Genomic DNA, 15,997 nt, shown 5'->3' with positions numbered 1-15,997 from the left:
GAGACATCCCGACATCGAGGAGCCCGCCATGACAGTCCCGTCCAATCTCGTGACGCTCGAGGTCGCCGACTCCAGCAGGATGGCGTGGGAGACCTTGACCGTCGAGCAGATCGGCGCGCAGATACCGTTCAAGTCGCTGTTTGCCGATTCCGACACAGGCATGCAGGTGATGCTGCTCCGGTATGCCGCCGGATTCACCAACACCTGGCACACCCACCCCTGCGCGCACGGGATGTTCGTGCTCGACGGGGTCCTCAAGACCCACGAGGGTGAGTACGGCCCCGGAAACTTCGTCTGGTTTCCCGAAGGCGGCTGGATGGAGCACGGCGCGACCGCCGACAACGACGTCACCTTTCTCTTCATCACCAACAAGCCGTTCGCCATCTGCTACGAATCCGACGCCGAGCACCCGTATCCGATGGAATGACCGACGCGGCACCATACGCCGGCGGGGATGGACAATGAACATGTGACGAACTACGACGCCATCACCTTCACCGGGGTCGATGACGAGTGGTTCCGGGTCATGTTCGACGCCAGCACCGTTCCCATCGGGCTCGCCGACGAGGACGGTCTGCTGCGCGCGGCCAACGCGGCGTACTGCGCGATGGTCGGACGATCGTGGGCGGAGATCGCGGGCAGGTCGTCGCGCGAGTTCACCCACCCGGACGACCTGGCGCAGCACGCCGCGGTCGAGGGAATGATGGCGCAGGCCCGTGCCCGGGGTGACGATCTGCGGATCGAGAAGCGGTACGTCCATCCCGATGGCACGGTGCGGTGGGGGTGGGTGTCGGTGAGCGCAGTGTCGGGGCCGGGCGGACGCGCGTGGACCATGGCGGTCATCCACGACACCACCGACCGACGCATCGCGGAAGACCGTCTGCTCACCGCCGCGGTCACCGACCCGCTCACCGGTCTGCTCAACCGGCGCGGATGGTTCGAGCGCCTGGCCCGCTTCGAGGAGACGTCGTCGCACCCCGAGACGCCGTTGATCCTCGCGGTCCTCGACTTCGACCGGTTCAAGGCCTACAACGACACTCGCGGTCATCACGCGGGCGATCGTCTGCTGGTGGAGTTCGCCACGGCGGCGTCGGAGGTGGCCGGCGACGATGCCTTGTTCTCGCGGTGGGGCGGCGAGGAGTTCGCACTCGCGCTACCCGGGCGTCAGACCTCCCAGGCGCACGCCGTCCTGCAGGCGATGGGCGCGGTGATGCCCGATTCGCAGACGTTTTCCGCCGGCTTCGCAGAGCTGCGTCCGACCGAGAGCGTCGCCGACTGCTTCGACCGCGCCGACACCCGGCTCTATCGGGCCAAGCGTGACGGCCCCGGACAGATCCGGGGCGACGACAACTGACCAACGCCCACTACGCTCGGGGGCATGGGTGCAGGGAGTCCGACCTCGAGCAGCATCTACATCGCCTCGCCGGAGGGTGACACCGGGAAGTCCACCATCGCGCTGGGCACGTTGCATCTGCTCGCCGCGACCGGTGGCCGCATCGGTGTGTTCCGCCCCATCTCGCGGGCCGCGGCCGGCGAGCGCGACTACATCCTCGATCTGCTGATCGAGCACGACTCGGTGGACCTGTCCTACGAGGACTGCATCGGCGTGACCTACGAGCAGGTCCACGGTGACCCCGAGGCCACGCTGGCCGAGATCGTCGACCGCTTCCACACCGTGGAGGAGCAGTGCGACTCGGTGTTGGTGATCGGGTCGGATTTCACCGACGTGGCCAGTCCGTCGGAGCTCAGCTTCAACGCGCGGATCGCAGCGAACCTGGGTACCCCGATGGTGCTCGCGCTCAAGGCTGCCGAGCGCACCCCCGAGGAGGTGCTGGCGTTGGCCGATCTGTGCCTCACCGAGATCAAGGGCGCGCACGCGCAGGCGGTCGCCCTGATCGCCAACCGCTGCGACCCCGCCCAGCTCGAGGCGGTCAAGGACATCCTCGAGACGACCGGACTGCCGGCGTGGTCGTTGCCCGAGGACCCGGTGTTGGTGTCGCCGACGATGGCCGAACTGATGACCGCGCTCGACGGCGAGCTCTTCAGTGGCGACCCCGAACTGCTCGATCGCGAGGCGATGAGCGTGATGGTCGGTGGCATGACCGCCGAGCACATCCTCGAGCGCCTCACCGACGGTGTTGCCGTGATCACCCCGGCCGATCGATCCGACGTTCTGCTGGCCCTGGTGACCGCCAATGCGGCACAGGGATTCCCGAAGTTGTCCGGCATCATCATGAACGGCGGCATCCGCCCGCACCCGATGATCGAGTCCCTCGTCGAGGGCCTCAAGCCGGCGCTGCCGATCATCTCGTGCGAGCAGGGCACCTACGAGACCGCACGGGCCGCCGCACTCGCACGCGGTCGGGTCGGGGTCGAGTCGGTTCGCAAGATCGACGCCGCACTCACTCTCATGGAGGAACACGTCGACTCGGCGTCGCTGCTCGAACGGCTGCGGTTGTCGGCCCCGACCGTGGTCACGCCGCAGATGTTCGAGTATCAGCTCATCGCGCAGGCCAAGTCGGACCGCCAACGCATCGTGCTGCCCGAGGGTGAGGACGACCGGATCCTGCGCGCGGCCGGACGTCTGCTCCGACGCGGTGTTGCCGACCTGACGCTGCTCGGCAACGTCGACGCCATACATTCGCGGGCTCAGGAACTCGGTGTCGATCTCGACGCGGCGCACGTCATCGACCCTCGCGATTCCGAACACCTCGAGTCGTTCGCGACGACCTACACCGAACTCCGCAAGCACAAGGGCATGGACCTCGCCCGGGCACGACAGGTGATGGGCGACGTCTCCTACTTCGGCACGATGATGGTGCACGAGGGGCTCGTCGACGGGATGGTGTCCGGTGCAACCCACACCACCGCACACACCATCCGGCCCGCGTTCGAGATCATCAAGACCCTCGAGGGCGTGTCCACGGTGTCGAGTGTCTTCTTCATGTGTCTCGCCGATCGTGTTCTCGCCTACGGTGATTGCGCGATCGTGCCGGATCCCACCTCGGAACAGCTCGCCGACATCGCGATCTCGTCGGCGGCCACCGCCGAGCAGTTCGGTATCGAGGCCCGCGTCGCGTTGCTGTCGTATTCCACCGGTGAATCCGGATCCGGCGCCGACGTCGACAAGGTCCGCTCGGCCACCGAGCTGGTGCGTGAACGAGCCCCGGAACTGTTGGTGGAGGGGCCGATCCAGTACGACGCCGCGGTGGAACCCTCGGTGGCGCAGAGCAAGATGCCCGACTCGAAGGTCGCGGGCCAGGCAACGGTGCTCGTCTTCCCGGATCTCAACACCGGCAACAACACCTACAAGGCGGTGCAGCGCAGCGCATCCGCAGTCGCGATCGGACCGGTCCTGCAGGGGCTGCGTAAACCGATCAACGACCTCTCCCGCGGCGCGCTCGTCTCCGACATCGTCAACACCGTCGCCATCACCGCGATCCAGGCCCAGGCACTGCAGTCATGAGCGGTGGCAACACAGCCCCCACGGGCACGGCGTCCGGGTCTGTTCTCGTCCTCAACTCTGGATCATCATCGTTGAAATACCAGCTGGTGCATCCCGATTCCGGCGAGGTCATCGCCTCGGGGGTCGTCGAGCGGATCGGCGACCACGACGCGTCGGTCGAGCACACGCAGAACGGGGACACGCAGAACTTTTCCGGCGCCATCACTAATCATCGGGAGGCGCTGCAGCGCGCCCTGCACCTGTTCGACGAGTGCGGCACCGATCTGCGGACCAGCGACCTGTTGGCGGTGGGGCACCGCGTCGTGCACGGTGGTAAGAGCTTCAGCGAGCCGGTCCTGGTGAGCGACGAGGTCATCGCCGAGGTCGATCGCCTGTCGAGCCTTGCGCCGCTGCACAATCCGGTGAACCTGATCGGCATCGAGGCCATCCGTGAGTTGCTCCCGGACGTTCCCGCGGTGTGTGTTTTCGACACGGCGTTCTTCCACGATCTCCCGTCGCACAGCGCCACCTACGCCATCGACCACGAGGTCGCCGAGCGTCACAACATTCGGCGGTACGGGTTCCACGGCACCTCACACGAGTACGTGAGCGGTGCGGCCGCGGAGTTCCTCGACCGGGATCCGGCCGACGTCAACCTGATCGTGCTGCACCTGGGCAACGGCGCGTCGGCGTCGGCGGTCCGGGGTGGGCGCGCCGTCGACACCTCGATGGGGCTGACGCCGCTCGAAGGACTGGTCATGGGAACCCGCAGCGGCGACATCGATCCCGCGATCGTGATGTATCTGCGTCGCGTGGCCGACATGGATGTCGACGCCATCGACACGATGCTGAACAAGTCGTCCGGACTCAAGGGGCTGTGCGGGGAGAACGACTTCCGCACCATCACGTCGATGGTCGACGACGGGGACGAGGCCGCGACCCTGGCCTACGACGTGTACATCCACCGCCTTCGTCGCTACATCGGTGCGTACCTGGTGGATCTGGGGCGGGTCGACGCGATCGTCTTCACCGCCGGCGTCGGCGAGAACGCGCCGACTGTGCGCCGCGACGGATTGGCGAACCTCGAACGGTTCGGAATCGTCGTCGATGACGACGCGAACGCCGCACGGTCACGCGACGCCCGACGAATATCGACCGGCGACAGTGAGATCGCGGTGTTGGTCATCCCCACGAACGAGGAACTGGCCATCGCCCGCAAGGCGGCCGCGCTCGTCCGCTGATCCGCCGAGCGTGCCGTAACCACCCGCCGAACGTGCCCTAGTGACCCGCCGAATGTGCCGTAACGTGCTGCTTGGGTGCAGTTTCGGCACGGTCGGGGTGTTGTTTCGGCACGCTCGGTGTCAGAAGAGTGTGTGCGGGCGGATGAGGTTGGCCAGGTCGATCAGGTTGAAGCGCTGTTCTCGATCGACGGTGGCCCGGGCGAGACGGCGCAGCGAACGCTCCAACCCCGCGCGCAACCCGTGCTCGGTGAACGGGAACCCGAGTAGTGAGATGTTCTCCGACGCACGGTCGGGGTTGACGCCGAGCCAGCCGAGCGCGGTCCCCAACACCATGATCGACAGCCGCGGCTTGCGCGGTTCGGTCTCGGGCATCGCGGCGAGTCGGCGGGCGGCCTCGCGGATCTGTTCGCCGGTCACCTGCTCCGGTTCGCGTCCGTGCACCAGGGCGAGCACCGCGGTGCACGACGCGGTGTTGAAGTGCCTGCTGGTGGCGGGGACGTCGTCGAGTGCCTTGACTGTCGCCTCGACATCGCCTGCGGTGAAACGCATCCGGGCGACGCCGAACGCGGCGGTGACGATACCGCGGTCGGTCTGCCACAGCGCGGTGTACTCCCGGAGCGCGACGGCGTTCCAGCGCTTGATCGACGTGTCCCGTTCGGCGGACTCGCCGGCCTCCCGTCGCAGCCACCGACCGATCAACTCCGCGGTGGCGGCGACGGCCAGCTTGGGCGCCACCTCTCCGGGCATGGCGATCAGCACCGACGCGAAACGCTCGTGCGCCAGCTCGGGTTCGGAGTTCATCAGCGCACAGATGCCCAGGAACCATTCGATTCGCCACGAGTGTTGATGGTGGCGAGAGGTGATGTCGAGCAGGCCGAGCGCGGTGTCGACGTCGCCGAGTTCGATGTAGGCGCGGGCCTCGGCCAGGTCGACCTCGAGCGACGGGTGGTCGTCGGACGGGTCGGTGCCGATCAACGACGACAACCCGTCCTGCTTGGCCGACCGGATCGTGTCGAGCGTCTGGTTCGGCTCGGACAGCTGAGCCGAGTTGAGCAGTCCGGCAGCGGGATCGAGCTGATCGACCAGGGGCACCGGCAGCGCGGCCGCGATGTCGTCCGGGTCGAGGAACGTCTCGGAGTTGATCGGGTCGAAGAAGCCGTCCACCGGCCCGAGCAGCAGGTCGGTCCCGAACGTGGTGCGCTGCGGGGTGAACACCGACGACAGGGCGGGGCGGGGTACGCCGGTCGTACGCGCCACGGTCTCGCGCAGGACGTTGACCATCTGTGTGGTCATCTCCTCCGCGGAGGCGAAGCGGTGCTCCGGATCGGGATCGGTGGCGCGCTGAAGCAGGCGTCGGAACGACTCGTTGTCGGCCAACACCTTCGATGCCTCGACACCCGGAAGGCCGTCGACGTATCGGCCGTTCTCCATCGGCATCGGCACGGTCAGCACGGCCAGGGTGCGGCCGATGCTGTAGACGTCGGTGGCGATCTGCGGGCCGGTCTTGACGATCTCCGGCGCCTGGAAACCCGGTGTTCCGTAGAGGTGTCCGTACCCGTTGATGGGGGAGACGGCACCGAGGTCGATGAGCTTCACCTCGTCACCGCCGATCATGATGTTCTCCGGCTTGATGTCGTTGAACACCAACCCGATCGAGTGCAGGTACGCCAGCGCGGGCATCACCTCGAGCAGGTACGCGATCGCCTGCTCGACGGGGAGGTGGGTTCGGTGCGACGAGTCGCCGTCGACGGTGGTCAGGCTCTTGAGCGTCGCACCGCCGACGTACTCCATCACGATGTAGCCGAACGTCGAGCCGCTGACGTCGTGGTGCTCGACGAAGTTGAAGATCTTGACGATGTTGGGGTGCGACACCGACGCGAGGAACTGACGCTCGGCGAACGCGACCGCCTGTGCCTCTGCGTCTTTGGAGTTCAGCAGGCCCTTGAGCACGACCGCACGGTCGGAGACGTTGCGGTCGAAGGCGAGGTAGATCCATCCCAGTCCGCCGTGTGCGATGGCGCCGGTGATCTCGTACTGGTCGGCGACGATGGTCCCCGGCGCAAGCCCCGGCACGAACGAGTAGTGCGCGCCGCAGTGCGGACAGTCGCCGGTCAGCGGGCCGGCGTCGGGACCGTCGGCGCGGCCGATCGCTCGCCCGCACTGCCAGCAGTCCCGCTTGCTCTCCGGGATGACGGGGTCGGTCATCACCGCGTCCTCGGGTTCGATGTCGCGGACCCACGCGACCTCGACCAGACCGACGCCGAGACGACGCTTCTTCCGCTTCCTGCGCCCGGACACCTTGTGCAGCGGGGGAGCCATCCGGGTGCCGGTGTCGTCGGTGGTGGCCGAGGTCGACGAGTCGGTGTCCGGGGAGGCGACCGCCTGGGTGGCGACATCGGGTACGGCGGCTTGCGTGGCCACATCGGGTACCGCGGCCTGGGTGGCCACATCGGGTACCGCGGCTTGCGTGGCCACATCCGGTACGGCGGCCTGGGTGGCGACGTCGGGTATCGCGGCCTGCGTTGCGACCTCGACATCGTCCCCGGCGCGGGCCGAACCCGTGTCCTCTCGCTCGTCGGCCGTCGTGTCCGCATCCTGGGCGTCGACGCCGAGATCGGCACGGGTCACCGCTCGGGTGGACACCGAGCCGTCACCGTCGTCGCGGTCGTCTCGATCGGTCATCGCTCGTCGTCACCCCCTCGTCAGTCGCGGTAGGTCGGTTGCGGCGGGTAGTAGATGGGCCCCAGGATGGAGAGCCACCGATTGTAGATCTCGTACCAGGTGCCGTCGGCGCGGATCTTGTCCAGCACGCCGTTGACGAACCGCACGAGATCGGGTTGCTCGAGGTTTATCCCGATGCCGTACGGCTCCTCGCCGAGGCTCGCCCCGACCACGTGGACGTACGGGTCCTGGGTGGCCAGACCGGCCAGGATCGCGTCGTCGGTGGACACCGCGTCGACCGCCCCCTGCTGCAGCACGACCAGGCAGTCGGCCCAGGTGCTCACCGTCGACATCCGCACGCTGGGCACGCGCTGCTGCAACCGGCCGATGGAGGTGGTTCCGCGCGCCGCACACACCCGCTTGCCCGCGAGATCACGTGCGTTGCTGATCGGTGAGCTGCGCAACGACAGGATCCGTTGCGAGGCCTCGTAGTAGACCGTCGAGAAGGCGATGTCCTTGGCGCGGTCGCAGGTGATGCTCAGCGTCTTCACCACCACGTCGACCTCGCGGTTCTGCAGAGCGCTGATCCGTTCGTTCGAGTTCAGGATGCGGTACTCGATGCGTTCGGGATCGCCGAAGATGGCCCGCGCGATCTCCTTGGCGATGTCGACGTCGAAGCCCTCGATGTCGCCGCTGATGGGGTCGCGGAAGCTGAACAGGTTCGACCCGATGTCGAGTCCGACGATCAACCGGCCCCGCGCGAAGATCGCGTCCATCGCGGATCCGCGCGGCATGCGGGCGGCCGGCGGCAGCGGACCGGGCCGCAGGCTCGCGGTCGCGTCACAGGTGTTCTGGCTCGGCGGCGACTCGACCGGCGCGTTCACCGTCAACCCGGGCGGGGTGGGCGCGATGGCGCTGGCCGACGGGGCCTCGTCGGGTGGTGCGGGAACGTTGAGGCAGCCGGACACGACCAGCGTGACCAGCGCGAGGATCACCGCGAACGTGCCGACGCGTCGTCTCGGCAGGCGGGTCATCGGTACTCCCGGATCCGCGGCACCATGCCGAGTGCGCTGGTCGCGGCCGCGATCAGCCCGAGGATGAGTGCCCCGCTGCCCGCATAGCCGATGACCACCCTGGCGGTGTTGATGTCGTCGCGGAAGGTGGTTCTCGTGGTGGTGATGCCGTCGACCAGCGCGGCGTCGAGTTGCATGTACGCCGCGGCCGCACCGTCCGGGTTGTCGCCCACGGCCATCGCGGTCGCGCCGTTGAAGTCGCCGGCGTTGGTCCGCTCGACGGTCGCCGCATGGGCGTCGGCCCACGTGGAGAGCGCGGTCTGGGCTCGACGGACCGCCGCGTCGGCCTCGTTGTCGTCGTTGTCGTCGAGATAGGCGGTCAGCGTGGCCCGGATCTTGCCGCCTGCGTCGGTGAACTGCGATTCGAGCAGTCCGCGGTCGCCGCGCCGGGCCAGCGACAGCGTCTCCGCCGAGCGCGCCTGCTGCGCCTGGATGCGGGCCGAGGTCAGCTCGCGCAGCGGCTGCGCGCCGCGGGTCTCGGCACTGTTGGTCGACGACACCGACAGCAGGCTTCCGATCAGCACCCACAGCAGGGCGATGACGATCGCGCCGATGGCCAGCAACATGCCCAGGTTCAGACGCCTGCGGGTGCGGCGGGCCAGGTAGTAGTGAGCACCGACGAACGCCAGCAGCAGGATGGTCAGCGCGGCGTAGACGCCCCACGGCGGGCTGGTGAACCGGTTCTGTGGATCGCTGATCGCCCTCGACCGCGCGGTGTACAGCCGCTCGGCCGCGGGCAGGATCGTCGTCTGCATCAGGTTCGACGCCTCACCGAGGTAGGCCGATCCCACCGGGTTCCCGAGGCGGTTGTTGGTCCGCGCCGACTCGATCAGCCCGGTGTAGACGGGCAGGCGTTCGGCCAGGGTGTCGAGGTCACCCCGGACATCCATGTTCTCCTCGGCGGTGCCGCTCGCCGCCTGGATCAGCGCCTGCGCGGCGGTGGCGACCGCGGTGGAATAGCGACTGCGCACCGCGGCGGGCTCGAGACCGCCGGAGATGAACGCCGCGTTCGCCGACGCGTCCGCGATGGACAGATTGCTGTAGAGGATCTGCGAGGACTCGGCGATCGGCTCGGTGTCGGAGATCGTCTGCTGCAGGGCCGAGGTGCGGTTGTCCAGGCTGATCGAGGAGTACCACCCGGTGGCGATCGCACCGACGAACAGGATGGCCGCGATGATGAACAGCTTGCCCGGACTCGTCCCGGCCAGGTGACGCAACGACGTCAGGGGCGACTGTGCGCGGTCACGGGCGTAGGTGAGCAGCTCGCGTCGCTCGGCACGTGCGCCGCGGCGGCCCAGCGGACCGCGGCGGTCGGGACGGGGCTCGGAGCGCCGCAACATAGGACGGGGGATGGTCGTCGTCCCACGGGTCAGTCGGGAGCGCACGGACGCCGCTTCGCCGGTCACTGACGAGGTCCCTTCTACTACCCGATTCGTGGGTGTGCCCACGGAGATGCCGACGGATTCGCGCTCCGCGGGCGGATCTTCAAGACTGCTGCAGTCGACTCTAATCCCGACATGGGATCACCGTGGTCTGTTGCCGTTTGCGTACGGTTGCGGGGAAGGGCGGTCGGCGGCGGCTTGCCGAGAGCGCGATGAGCGGTGGAGGTGGACGCGCGGTGCGGGGAGACGGTGACGGTTGGGTGTTCGACCCCGACGGTGCTCGGTACTGGGGTCGCCACGGCGCGGCCGGACTGCTGTTGCGTGCGCCGCTGGCGGACGGCACGACGGGGATCCTGCTGCAGCACCGCGCGTTGTGGAGCCATCAGGGCGGGACGTGGGGCCTGCCCGGTGGGGCGCGTGACTCGCACGAGACCCCGGAGGACACCGCGATGCGCGAGGCCGACGAGGAGGCGGGCATCGTCCGCACCATGCTGACCGTCCGCGACACCGTGGTCACCCATGAGGCCGAGAGTGGCTGGACCTACACCACCGTCATCGCCGATGTCGCCCGCCCCGTGGACACCGTCGCGAACCAGGAGTCGGCCGAGCTGCGGTGGGTCAGCGAACAGGGTGTCGACGAGCTGCCGCTGCACCCCGCGTTCGCCCGCAGCTGGCCGACGCTCCGGTCCACGCTCGGCGATCTCTGAGGTTGCCCGCGCGTCAGCCGAAGCGGTTGACGGCCGAGATCATGGCCTTGGCGTAGGCCGCCTCCGAGGTCTCGTCGACGCCGAGGCCCCAGCTCGAGATGCCGCGGATGTCGCACAGGACGAAGCCCGCGTAACCGTCGGCGGTCCGCTGATGGTGCAGGCTGACGATCTCGATCGGGGTGCCGAGCGCGTGCAGCATGGCGGTGACCGCGCCGATGGGCCCGGTGGACGACTCGCGCAGCGACCAGATGCGGTCGCCGACGGCGATGGTGGCCTGATAGTCGGTGAGACCCCCACGACCGGGTGTCGCCGACCAGCTGCCGAGACGGATGCCGCCGGCGCACGCGTAGGTGGCGTAAAAGTTGTCCCAGCTCAGCGCGTGTGCGACGTCGCGCAGTCCGCGGGGCAGGGGTGAACGGAAGTGGGTCTCGGCCGGGTCGGACGAGGTGGGCCGGGAACGCTCGACGGTGTCGGGAGCGTGTGACGTTGGATTCATGACGTGGTCTTTCCGAGAGGAGAGAAGTGACCAACGAACAGGCGCGACGACCCGCAGCGGGGGGTCGGTCGGATCAGACCCCCCGCTGCGGCGGGTTACTACGAGCAGGCGCGTCATGGCGGGTCGAGCGTAAGCCCGACGAGCGTGCCGTGGCAACCGTTCTCAATTCACCTTTGTGACATCGTTAGTTTGCTGTGATCTGTTTCCGCAGAGCGCTCGCCGCCGCGCGCGGGTCGGTCGCGTGCGTCAGCGCACGCACGACCACGATGCGCTCGGCGCCGGCTGCGAGGACCTCCGGCAGACGCGCCTCGTCGATCCCTCCGATGGCGAACCACGGTGCCCGGTTCGCCCGGTCGGCCACCGACGCCACGAGCCCGAGTCCTGCAGCCGGACGCCCCGGTTTCGTGGGCGTCGGCCAGCACGGTCCGGTGCAGAAGTAGTCGATGTCGGGGTCGGTGTCGGCTGCGCGCGCCTGGGCGTCGTCGTGCGTCGACCGGCCGATGACGACGTCGGGACCGACGATGCGTCGGGCGGCTGCGGGCGGCAGGTCGTCCTGTCCGAGGTGCAGCACGTCGGCGTGGGCGGTCGCGGCGATGTCGGCGCGGTCGTTGACCGCCAGCAGGGCGCCGTGACGGGTCGTGACCTCGCGCAGCGCAGCCAGCAGGTCGAGCTCCTGAGCGGCCTCGAGGGCGCCGAACTCGGCCTCACCCGCCGAGCCCTTGTCGCGCAACTGCACGATGTCCACGCCGCCCGCGAGCACCTCGTCGACGAAGGCGACCAGGTCCCCGCGTTCGCGTCGGGCGTCGGTGCACAGATAGAGCCGGGCGTCGGACAAACGATCTCGGGCATCCACGGAGGTCAATCTAATGGCGCCAGGGCCCGGCTCGCTCCGGGCCTCGCTTCGCTCGATCCTCACTTCGCCGACCCTGATCGCGGGCGCCGGGGCCCGGCTCGCGCAGGGCGGTAGGCTGGTCTCCACACACGCGGGGGCCCGGGAGATCGCCGGGCTGAGAGTGCGACCGGACGTCGCTGACCGTCACACCTGATCCGGGTAATGCCGGCGTAGGAACGAGGTGAGCAGTCGATGGGACGAACGCTGGCAGTGGTCGGCGGCGGGGTCGTCGGATCCATGATCGCCTGGCGGGCTGCCCGAAAAGGTTGGGACACAACCATCTACGAGAGCGATCGGGCCGATTCGGCGTCCTGGGTCGCTGGCGGGATGCTGGGCTGCCTGGGCGAGGCGCGTCCTGGCGAGGACACCGCATTGGACCTCGCCCGTGCCTCGGCGCGGTGCTGGCCGGAGGTGCTGACGGCACTGGCCGATCCGACGATCACGGTGGCCTCCGACACGGTTCTCATCGCCGCCGACACCGCCGACGCCCACGAACTCGCGACCCGAGCCGACTACCTCCTCGGCCACGGTCTCGCCATGAAACCGTTGAGCGGCAAGGACATCCGGTCGGTGTCGCCGGGTTTGGGCAGCTCGGTGCGTCGCGGGTACCTGGCCATGAGCGAGGGCGCACTGGACAACCGGGCACTGCTGCGGGCGCTGCGCGGCGCGGCGACACAGGCGGGGGTCGAGGTGCGCACGCACCACGTGACCGACGTCGGTGATCTCGACACCGATCAGGTGGTCGTCGCCGCGGGTGTCGGCGTGGGCCGGCTGTGGCCGCCCGCCCCCGTGCGGGCGGAGAAGGGCGAGATCATCCGTCTACGCAGACCGCCGACTGCACCGCCCCCACCGGACAACGTCATCCGCGCACGCTGGCGCGGGCGGCTCGTCTACCTGGTGCCGCGCGGCGACGGCGTGGTGGTCGGCGCGACGCAGTACGAGGTGGGTGTCGACACCGATCCCGAGCCACGCGCGGGCGGAGTGGGCGATCTGCTCGCCGACGCCATCGAGGTCATGCCCGGGCTCGCCGAGTACCGGGTGAGCGAGGTCGGCGGCGGGATGCGCCCGGTGACGCCCGACGCGCTGCCCCTCATCGGCAGGGTCGACGAGCGGACCGTCCTGGCCGCCGGGCACGGACGCAACGGGATCATGTTGGCGCCCATCACCGCTGAGCTGGTCACCGGCCATCTCGACGGCACCGCGGACCCCCGCTGGTCCGCCACACTCGATCCGAGGAGGTTCACATGACGATCACCATCGAGGTCAACGGCGAGGATAGGCAGGTGGCCGACGACACGACGGCCGCTGCACTGCTGGGCATCCTCGGGTTGCCGGAGCGGGGGATCGCGATCGCCGTCGACGGTGCGGTGCACCATCGCGGCACCTGGAACGCGCCGCTCGCCGACGGAGCACGCATCGACATCCTCACCGCGGTGCAGGGTGGCTGAGTGGTGACGCCGCCCGAAGAGGTTGTGCCCGAGGGCCTGCGGATCGGATCACGGGTCTACCGCTCCCGGCTGATCATGGGCACCGGTGGCGCGGCGAACCTCGACGTCCTCGAGCGTGCACTGGTGGCGTCGGGCACCGAACTCACGACCGTCGCGATGCGTCGGGCGGACTCCGGCGGCGGCCCGGGGGTCGTCGACCTGCTCCGTCGTCTCGACATCGACGTGCTGCCGAACACCGCGGGGTGTCGGACCGCGGCGGAGGCGACACTGACCGCGCAGCTCGCGCGCGAGGCGCTCGAGACCGATCTGATCAAGCTCGAGATCGCGGGAGACGACCGGACTCTGCTGCCGGATCCGATCGAACTCCTCGACGCGGCGGTGACCCTCGTCGACGACGGGTTCGTCGTCCTGGCCTACACCAACGACGATCCGATTCTCGCGGCGCGACTCCGCGACTGCGGTGTCGCCGCAGTGATGCCGCTGGGGTCGCCGATAGGCACCGGACTGGGCATCGCCAACCCGCACAATCTGGAGATGATCGTGGCCTCGGCGACGGTGCCGATCATCCTCGACGCCGGTATCGGCACCGCCAGCGACGCCGCGCTGGCCATGGAACTCGGCTGCGACGGCGTGCTGTTGGCCTCGGCGGTCAACCGGGCCGACGATCCGGTTGCGATGGCCTCGGCGATGTCGGCGGCCGTGTACGCCGGGAGCCTCGCGCGTGGTGCGGGGCGCATCCCGAAACGGTTCTGGGCGCAGGCCTCGTCGCCCGCGCGGGACTGACCTCCACCCTTCGGTCGAGATGCCCGGCCGCGAAAGGTCAATCCATCGGCTGATCCAACGGACCGGACATTGCTGGCATAGTCCGATGGGTGATCAACGTAGAAGGATTGACCAAGACATACGGGCCGACCCGTGCGGTCGACAATCTGACCTTCGGTGTGAAGCCGGGCATGGTCACCGGCTTCCTCGGACCCAACGGTGCGGGCAAGTCCACGACCATGCGGATGATGCTCGGACTCGACAACCCCACCGCGGGCCGGGCGACCATCAACGGGCAGGACTACCGCTCGCTGAAGGACCCACTGCGACAGGTCGGTGCGCTGCTCGACGCGAAGTGGGTGCACCCCAACCGCTCGGCGCGCTCGCACCTGCGCTGGATGGCCGCGTCCAACGGCATCCCGACAACGCGGGTCGACCAGGTCCTCGAGGACGTCGGGCTGACCGCGGTCGCCGGTAAGAAGGCCGGCGGGTTCTCGCTGGGCATGTCCCAGCGACTCGGCCTCGCCGGCGCACTGCTGGGTGACCCGGGTGTCCTCCTGTTCGACGAGCCGGTCAACGGACTCGACCCCGAGGGCATCGTCTGGATCCGGAAGTTCATGCGTGCTCTCGCCGCGCAGGGACGCACCGTCCTGGTGTCGAGTCACCTGCTGACCGAGATGTCGTTGACCGCCGAGCACCTCGTGGTCATCGGCCAGGGCCGGCTCATCGCCGACTGCTCGGTCAAGGAGTTCACCAGCCAGGCCCAGCGCACCGTCACCGTGCGGAGTCCGCAACTGGCGCAACTGCACGAGGCACTGACCCGTGCGGGTCTGCGGGCCACCCCGGCCGCCGACGGCTCGCCCGCGCTCAACCTGCTGGACGTGACCACCGACCAGGTCGGTGACATCGCCGCAGCCAACGCCATCGCTCTGCACGAACTGTCCGGCAGCACCGCATCGCTGGAGGAGGTGTTCATGACGCTCACCGCGGGATCGGTCCAGTACCACGGCAATCCGGGTGGGCCCGCGGGACAACCGCAGAACGCCCCCGGACCGCACGATGCCAACCACCCGAACCACGGAGGACCGCAATGATGGTCAACGCCCTCAACGCCGAGCGCATCAAGCTGCTCAGCACTAAGTCGCCGTATTGGTGCGTCGCCATCGTCGCGGTTCTCGCGATCCTGTTCAGCGTCCTGATCGGTGCGTTCGCATCGGGGGACGACTCGGAGAACATCTACGCCTCCGACTACACCACCGGCGTCAGCCAGATCGGTGTGATCGTCCTGATGATCATGGCCGTGCTGGCCGTCACCAGCGAGTTCCGCTTCGGGACCATCCGAACCACCTACCAGGCCATCCCGCGGCGTGAGATCGTGCTCGGCGCGAAAGCCGTCATCTACGGCGGACTCTCGGTGGTCGTCACCCTGATCCTCGGCATCGTGGCCCTGCTGCTCGGCAAGGTGTTGTCGGGCAACAACATGGACCTCGTCGGGTCCGACGCGATCCGTCAGTACTGGGGCATCCCGGTCTACACGCTGCTGTGCATCCTGATCGGTCTCGGCATCGGCGCGATCGTCCGCCAGACCGCGGGTGCCATCGTCGTACTGCTGATCTGGACGCTGGCCCTCGAGGGGATCATCGGGATCATCCCGAAGTTCGGCGATGCGGTCAGCCCGTACCTGCCGTTCAACAACGCGGCACGATTCCTGACCGAACGCGACACGACGATCGACTTCCCGTGGAACGCATACGGATCGATCGCCTACTTCGCGGTCATCTCGCTGATCATCTTCGGTCTCGGGGTCTTCTTCACCAAGAAGCGCGACGCGTAACAGCAACACCACCAGAGCACCACGCCAGTTGGGCACGTACGACCACTGGTTGGGCA

General features: G+C 68.4%; 15 protein-coding genes and 1 riboswitch. Of the genes, 10 read left to right on the top strand and 5 right to left on the bottom strand.

Annotation, left to right across the window (positions count from 1 at the left end):
• Nucleotides 1-28: 28 nt before the first annotated feature.
• The 4 genes from IEV93_RS01215 to IEV93_RS01200 are packed head-to-tail and all read left to right on the top strand — an operon-like array spanning nucleotide 29 to nucleotide 4,686.
• Nucleotides 29-427 carry a cupin domain-containing protein gene (locus IEV93_RS01215; RefSeq protein WP_229704801.1) on the top strand — a complete coding sequence of 133 codons (399 nt, stop codon included), beginning with the start codon at nucleotides 29-31 and terminating at the stop codon, nucleotides 425-427.
• A gap of 27 nt (nucleotides 428-454) precedes the next feature.
• Nucleotides 455-1,354: a GGDEF domain-containing protein gene (locus IEV93_RS01210; RefSeq protein WP_188486168.1), complete on the top strand. Its 900-nt coding sequence runs from the start codon at nucleotides 455-457 to the stop codon at nucleotides 1,352-1,354.
• A gap of 24 nt (nucleotides 1,355-1,378) precedes the next feature.
• Nucleotides 1,379-3,466, top strand: coding sequence for a phosphate acetyltransferase (pta, locus tag IEV93_RS01205; RefSeq protein ID WP_188486166.1), 2,088 nt, complete (start codon nucleotides 1,379-1,381; stop codon nucleotides 3,464-3,466).
• Nucleotides 3,463-4,686, top strand: coding sequence for an acetate kinase (locus IEV93_RS01200; RefSeq protein ID WP_188486164.1), 1,224 nt, complete (start codon nucleotides 3,463-3,465; stop codon nucleotides 4,684-4,686). The genes pta and IEV93_RS01200 overlap by 4 nt, the downstream gene beginning before the upstream one ends.
• A 120-nt stretch (nucleotides 4,687-4,806) precedes the next feature.
• On the opposite strand, the gene IEV93_RS01195 is transcribed toward IEV93_RS01200, so the two are convergent.
• Genes IEV93_RS01195 through IEV93_RS01185 form a run of 3 tightly spaced genes read right to left on the bottom strand, consistent with a single transcriptional unit; the run spans nucleotide 4,807 to nucleotide 9,826 of the window.
• Complete coding sequence (locus IEV93_RS01195) at nucleotides 4,807-7,368, bottom strand: tetratricopeptide repeat protein (RefSeq protein ID WP_188486162.1); 2,562 nt, start codon at nucleotides 7,366-7,368, stop codon at nucleotides 4,807-4,809.
• A gap of 20 nt (nucleotides 7,369-7,388) precedes the next feature.
• Nucleotides 7,389-8,381 (bottom strand): glutamate ABC transporter substrate-binding protein, encoded by a 993-nt coding sequence (locus IEV93_RS01190; RefSeq protein ID WP_188486160.1) that lies wholly within the window; start codon nucleotides 8,379-8,381, stop codon nucleotides 7,389-7,391.
• Nucleotides 8,378-9,826 carry a GlnX family signal transduction membrane protein gene (locus IEV93_RS01185; protein ID WP_188486158.1) on the bottom strand — a complete coding sequence of 483 codons (1,449 nt, stop codon included), beginning with the start codon at nucleotides 9,824-9,826 and terminating at the stop codon, nucleotides 8,378-8,380. Before IEV93_RS01185 ends, IEV93_RS01190 begins: the two co-directional genes overlap by 4 nt.
• Before the next feature lie 212 nt (nucleotides 9,827-10,038).
• Here IEV93_RS01185 and IEV93_RS01180 point away from each other — a divergent pair, with 212 nt between their 5' ends.
• Nucleotides 10,039-10,509, top strand: coding sequence for an NUDIX hydrolase (locus IEV93_RS01180; RefSeq protein WP_188490275.1), 471 nt, complete (start codon nucleotides 10,039-10,041; stop codon nucleotides 10,507-10,509).
• Between the two features lie 13 nt (nucleotides 10,510-10,522).
• Here IEV93_RS01180 and IEV93_RS01175 read toward each other — a convergent pair whose 3' ends face one another.
• Nucleotides 10,523-11,005: a 2-isopropylmalate synthase gene (locus IEV93_RS01175; protein WP_188486156.1), complete on the bottom strand. Its 483-nt coding sequence runs from the start codon at nucleotides 11,003-11,005 to the stop codon at nucleotides 10,523-10,525.
• 184 nt (nucleotides 11,006-11,189) lie between these two features.
• Entirely contained in the window at nucleotides 11,190-11,858 is a 669-nt protein-coding gene (gene thiE, locus IEV93_RS01170; protein WP_188486154.1) for a thiamine phosphate synthase, read from the bottom strand.
• A 121-nt stretch (nucleotides 11,859-11,979) separates the two neighbouring features.
• A riboswitch (TPP riboswitch) is annotated at nucleotides 11,980-12,091 on the top strand.
• On the opposite strand from thiE, the gene thiO reads away from it, so the two are divergent.
• From thiO to IEV93_RS01145, 5 genes are all read left to right on the top strand, one after another.
• Nucleotides 12,090-13,145 (top strand): glycine oxidase ThiO, encoded by a 1,056-nt coding sequence (gene thiO, locus IEV93_RS01165; RefSeq protein ID WP_188486152.1) that lies wholly within the window; start codon nucleotides 12,090-12,092, stop codon nucleotides 13,143-13,145. (Overlaps the previous riboswitch by 2 nt.)
• Nucleotides 13,142-13,345: a sulfur carrier protein ThiS gene (gene thiS / locus IEV93_RS01160; protein WP_188486150.1), complete on the top strand. Its 204-nt coding sequence runs from the start codon at nucleotides 13,142-13,144 to the stop codon at nucleotides 13,343-13,345. The genes thiO and thiS overlap by 4 nt, the downstream gene beginning before the upstream one ends.
• 3 nt (nucleotides 13,346-13,348) lie before the next feature.
• Nucleotides 13,349-14,128 carry a thiazole synthase gene (locus IEV93_RS01155; RefSeq protein WP_308690708.1) on the top strand — a complete coding sequence of 260 codons (780 nt, stop codon included), beginning with the start codon at nucleotides 13,349-13,351 and terminating at the stop codon, nucleotides 14,126-14,128.
• Between the two features lie 89 nt (nucleotides 14,129-14,217).
• Nucleotides 14,218-15,201: an ABC transporter ATP-binding protein gene (locus IEV93_RS01150; protein WP_188486148.1), complete on the top strand. Its 984-nt coding sequence runs from the start codon at nucleotides 14,218-14,220 to the stop codon at nucleotides 15,199-15,201.
• Nucleotides 15,198-15,941 carry an ABC transporter permease gene (locus tag IEV93_RS01145; protein WP_229704800.1) on the top strand — a complete coding sequence of 248 codons (744 nt, stop codon included), beginning with the start codon at nucleotides 15,198-15,200 and terminating at the stop codon, nucleotides 15,939-15,941. The genes IEV93_RS01150 and IEV93_RS01145 overlap by 4 nt, the downstream gene beginning before the upstream one ends.
• Nucleotides 15,942-15,997: the final 56 nt, after the last annotated feature.

This window comes from Williamsia phyllosphaerae (genome assembly GCF_014635305.1).
Taxonomy (GTDB): Bacteria; Actinomycetota; Actinomycetes; order Mycobacteriales; family Mycobacteriaceae; genus Williamsia_A; species Williamsia_A phyllosphaerae.
This window is presented reverse-complemented; position numbering and strand designations above follow the sequence as displayed.

What these genes read in the sequence shown, in the direction of transcription:
- IEV93_RS01215 (WP_229704801.1), top strand. Translation starts at nt 29, where the DNA reads ATGACAGTCCCGTCCAATCTCGTGACGCTCGAGGTCGCCGACTCCAGC.
- IEV93_RS01210 (WP_188486168.1), top strand. Translation starts at nt 455, where the DNA reads ATGGACAATGAACATGTGACGAACTACGACGCCATCACCTTCACCGGG.
- pta (WP_188486166.1), top strand. Translation starts at nt 1,379, where the DNA reads ATGGGTGCAGGGAGTCCGACCTCGAGCAGCATCTACATCGCCTCGCCG.
- IEV93_RS01200 (WP_188486164.1), top strand. Translation starts at nt 3,463, where the DNA reads ATGAGCGGTGGCAACACAGCCCCCACGGGCACGGCGTCCGGGTCTGTT.
- IEV93_RS01195 (WP_188486162.1), bottom strand. Translation starts at nt 7,368, where the DNA reads ATGACCGATCGAGACGACCGCGACGACGGTGACGGCTCGGTGTCCACC.
- IEV93_RS01190 (WP_188486160.1), bottom strand. Translation starts at nt 8,381, where the DNA reads ATGACCCGCCTGCCGAGACGACGCGTCGGCACGTTCGCGGTGATCCTC.
- IEV93_RS01175 (WP_188486156.1), bottom strand. Translation starts at nt 11,005, where the DNA reads ATGAATCCAACGTCACACGCTCCCGACACCGTCGAGCGTTCCCGGCCC.
- thiO (WP_188486152.1), top strand. Translation starts at nt 12,090, where the DNA reads ATGGGACGAACGCTGGCAGTGGTCGGCGGCGGGGTCGTCGGATCCATG.
- thiS (WP_188486150.1), top strand. Translation starts at nt 13,142, where the DNA reads ATGACGATCACCATCGAGGTCAACGGCGAGGATAGGCAGGTGGCCGAC.
- IEV93_RS01145 (WP_229704800.1), top strand. Translation starts at nt 15,198, where the DNA reads ATGATGGTCAACGCCCTCAACGCCGAGCGCATCAAGCTGCTCAGCACT.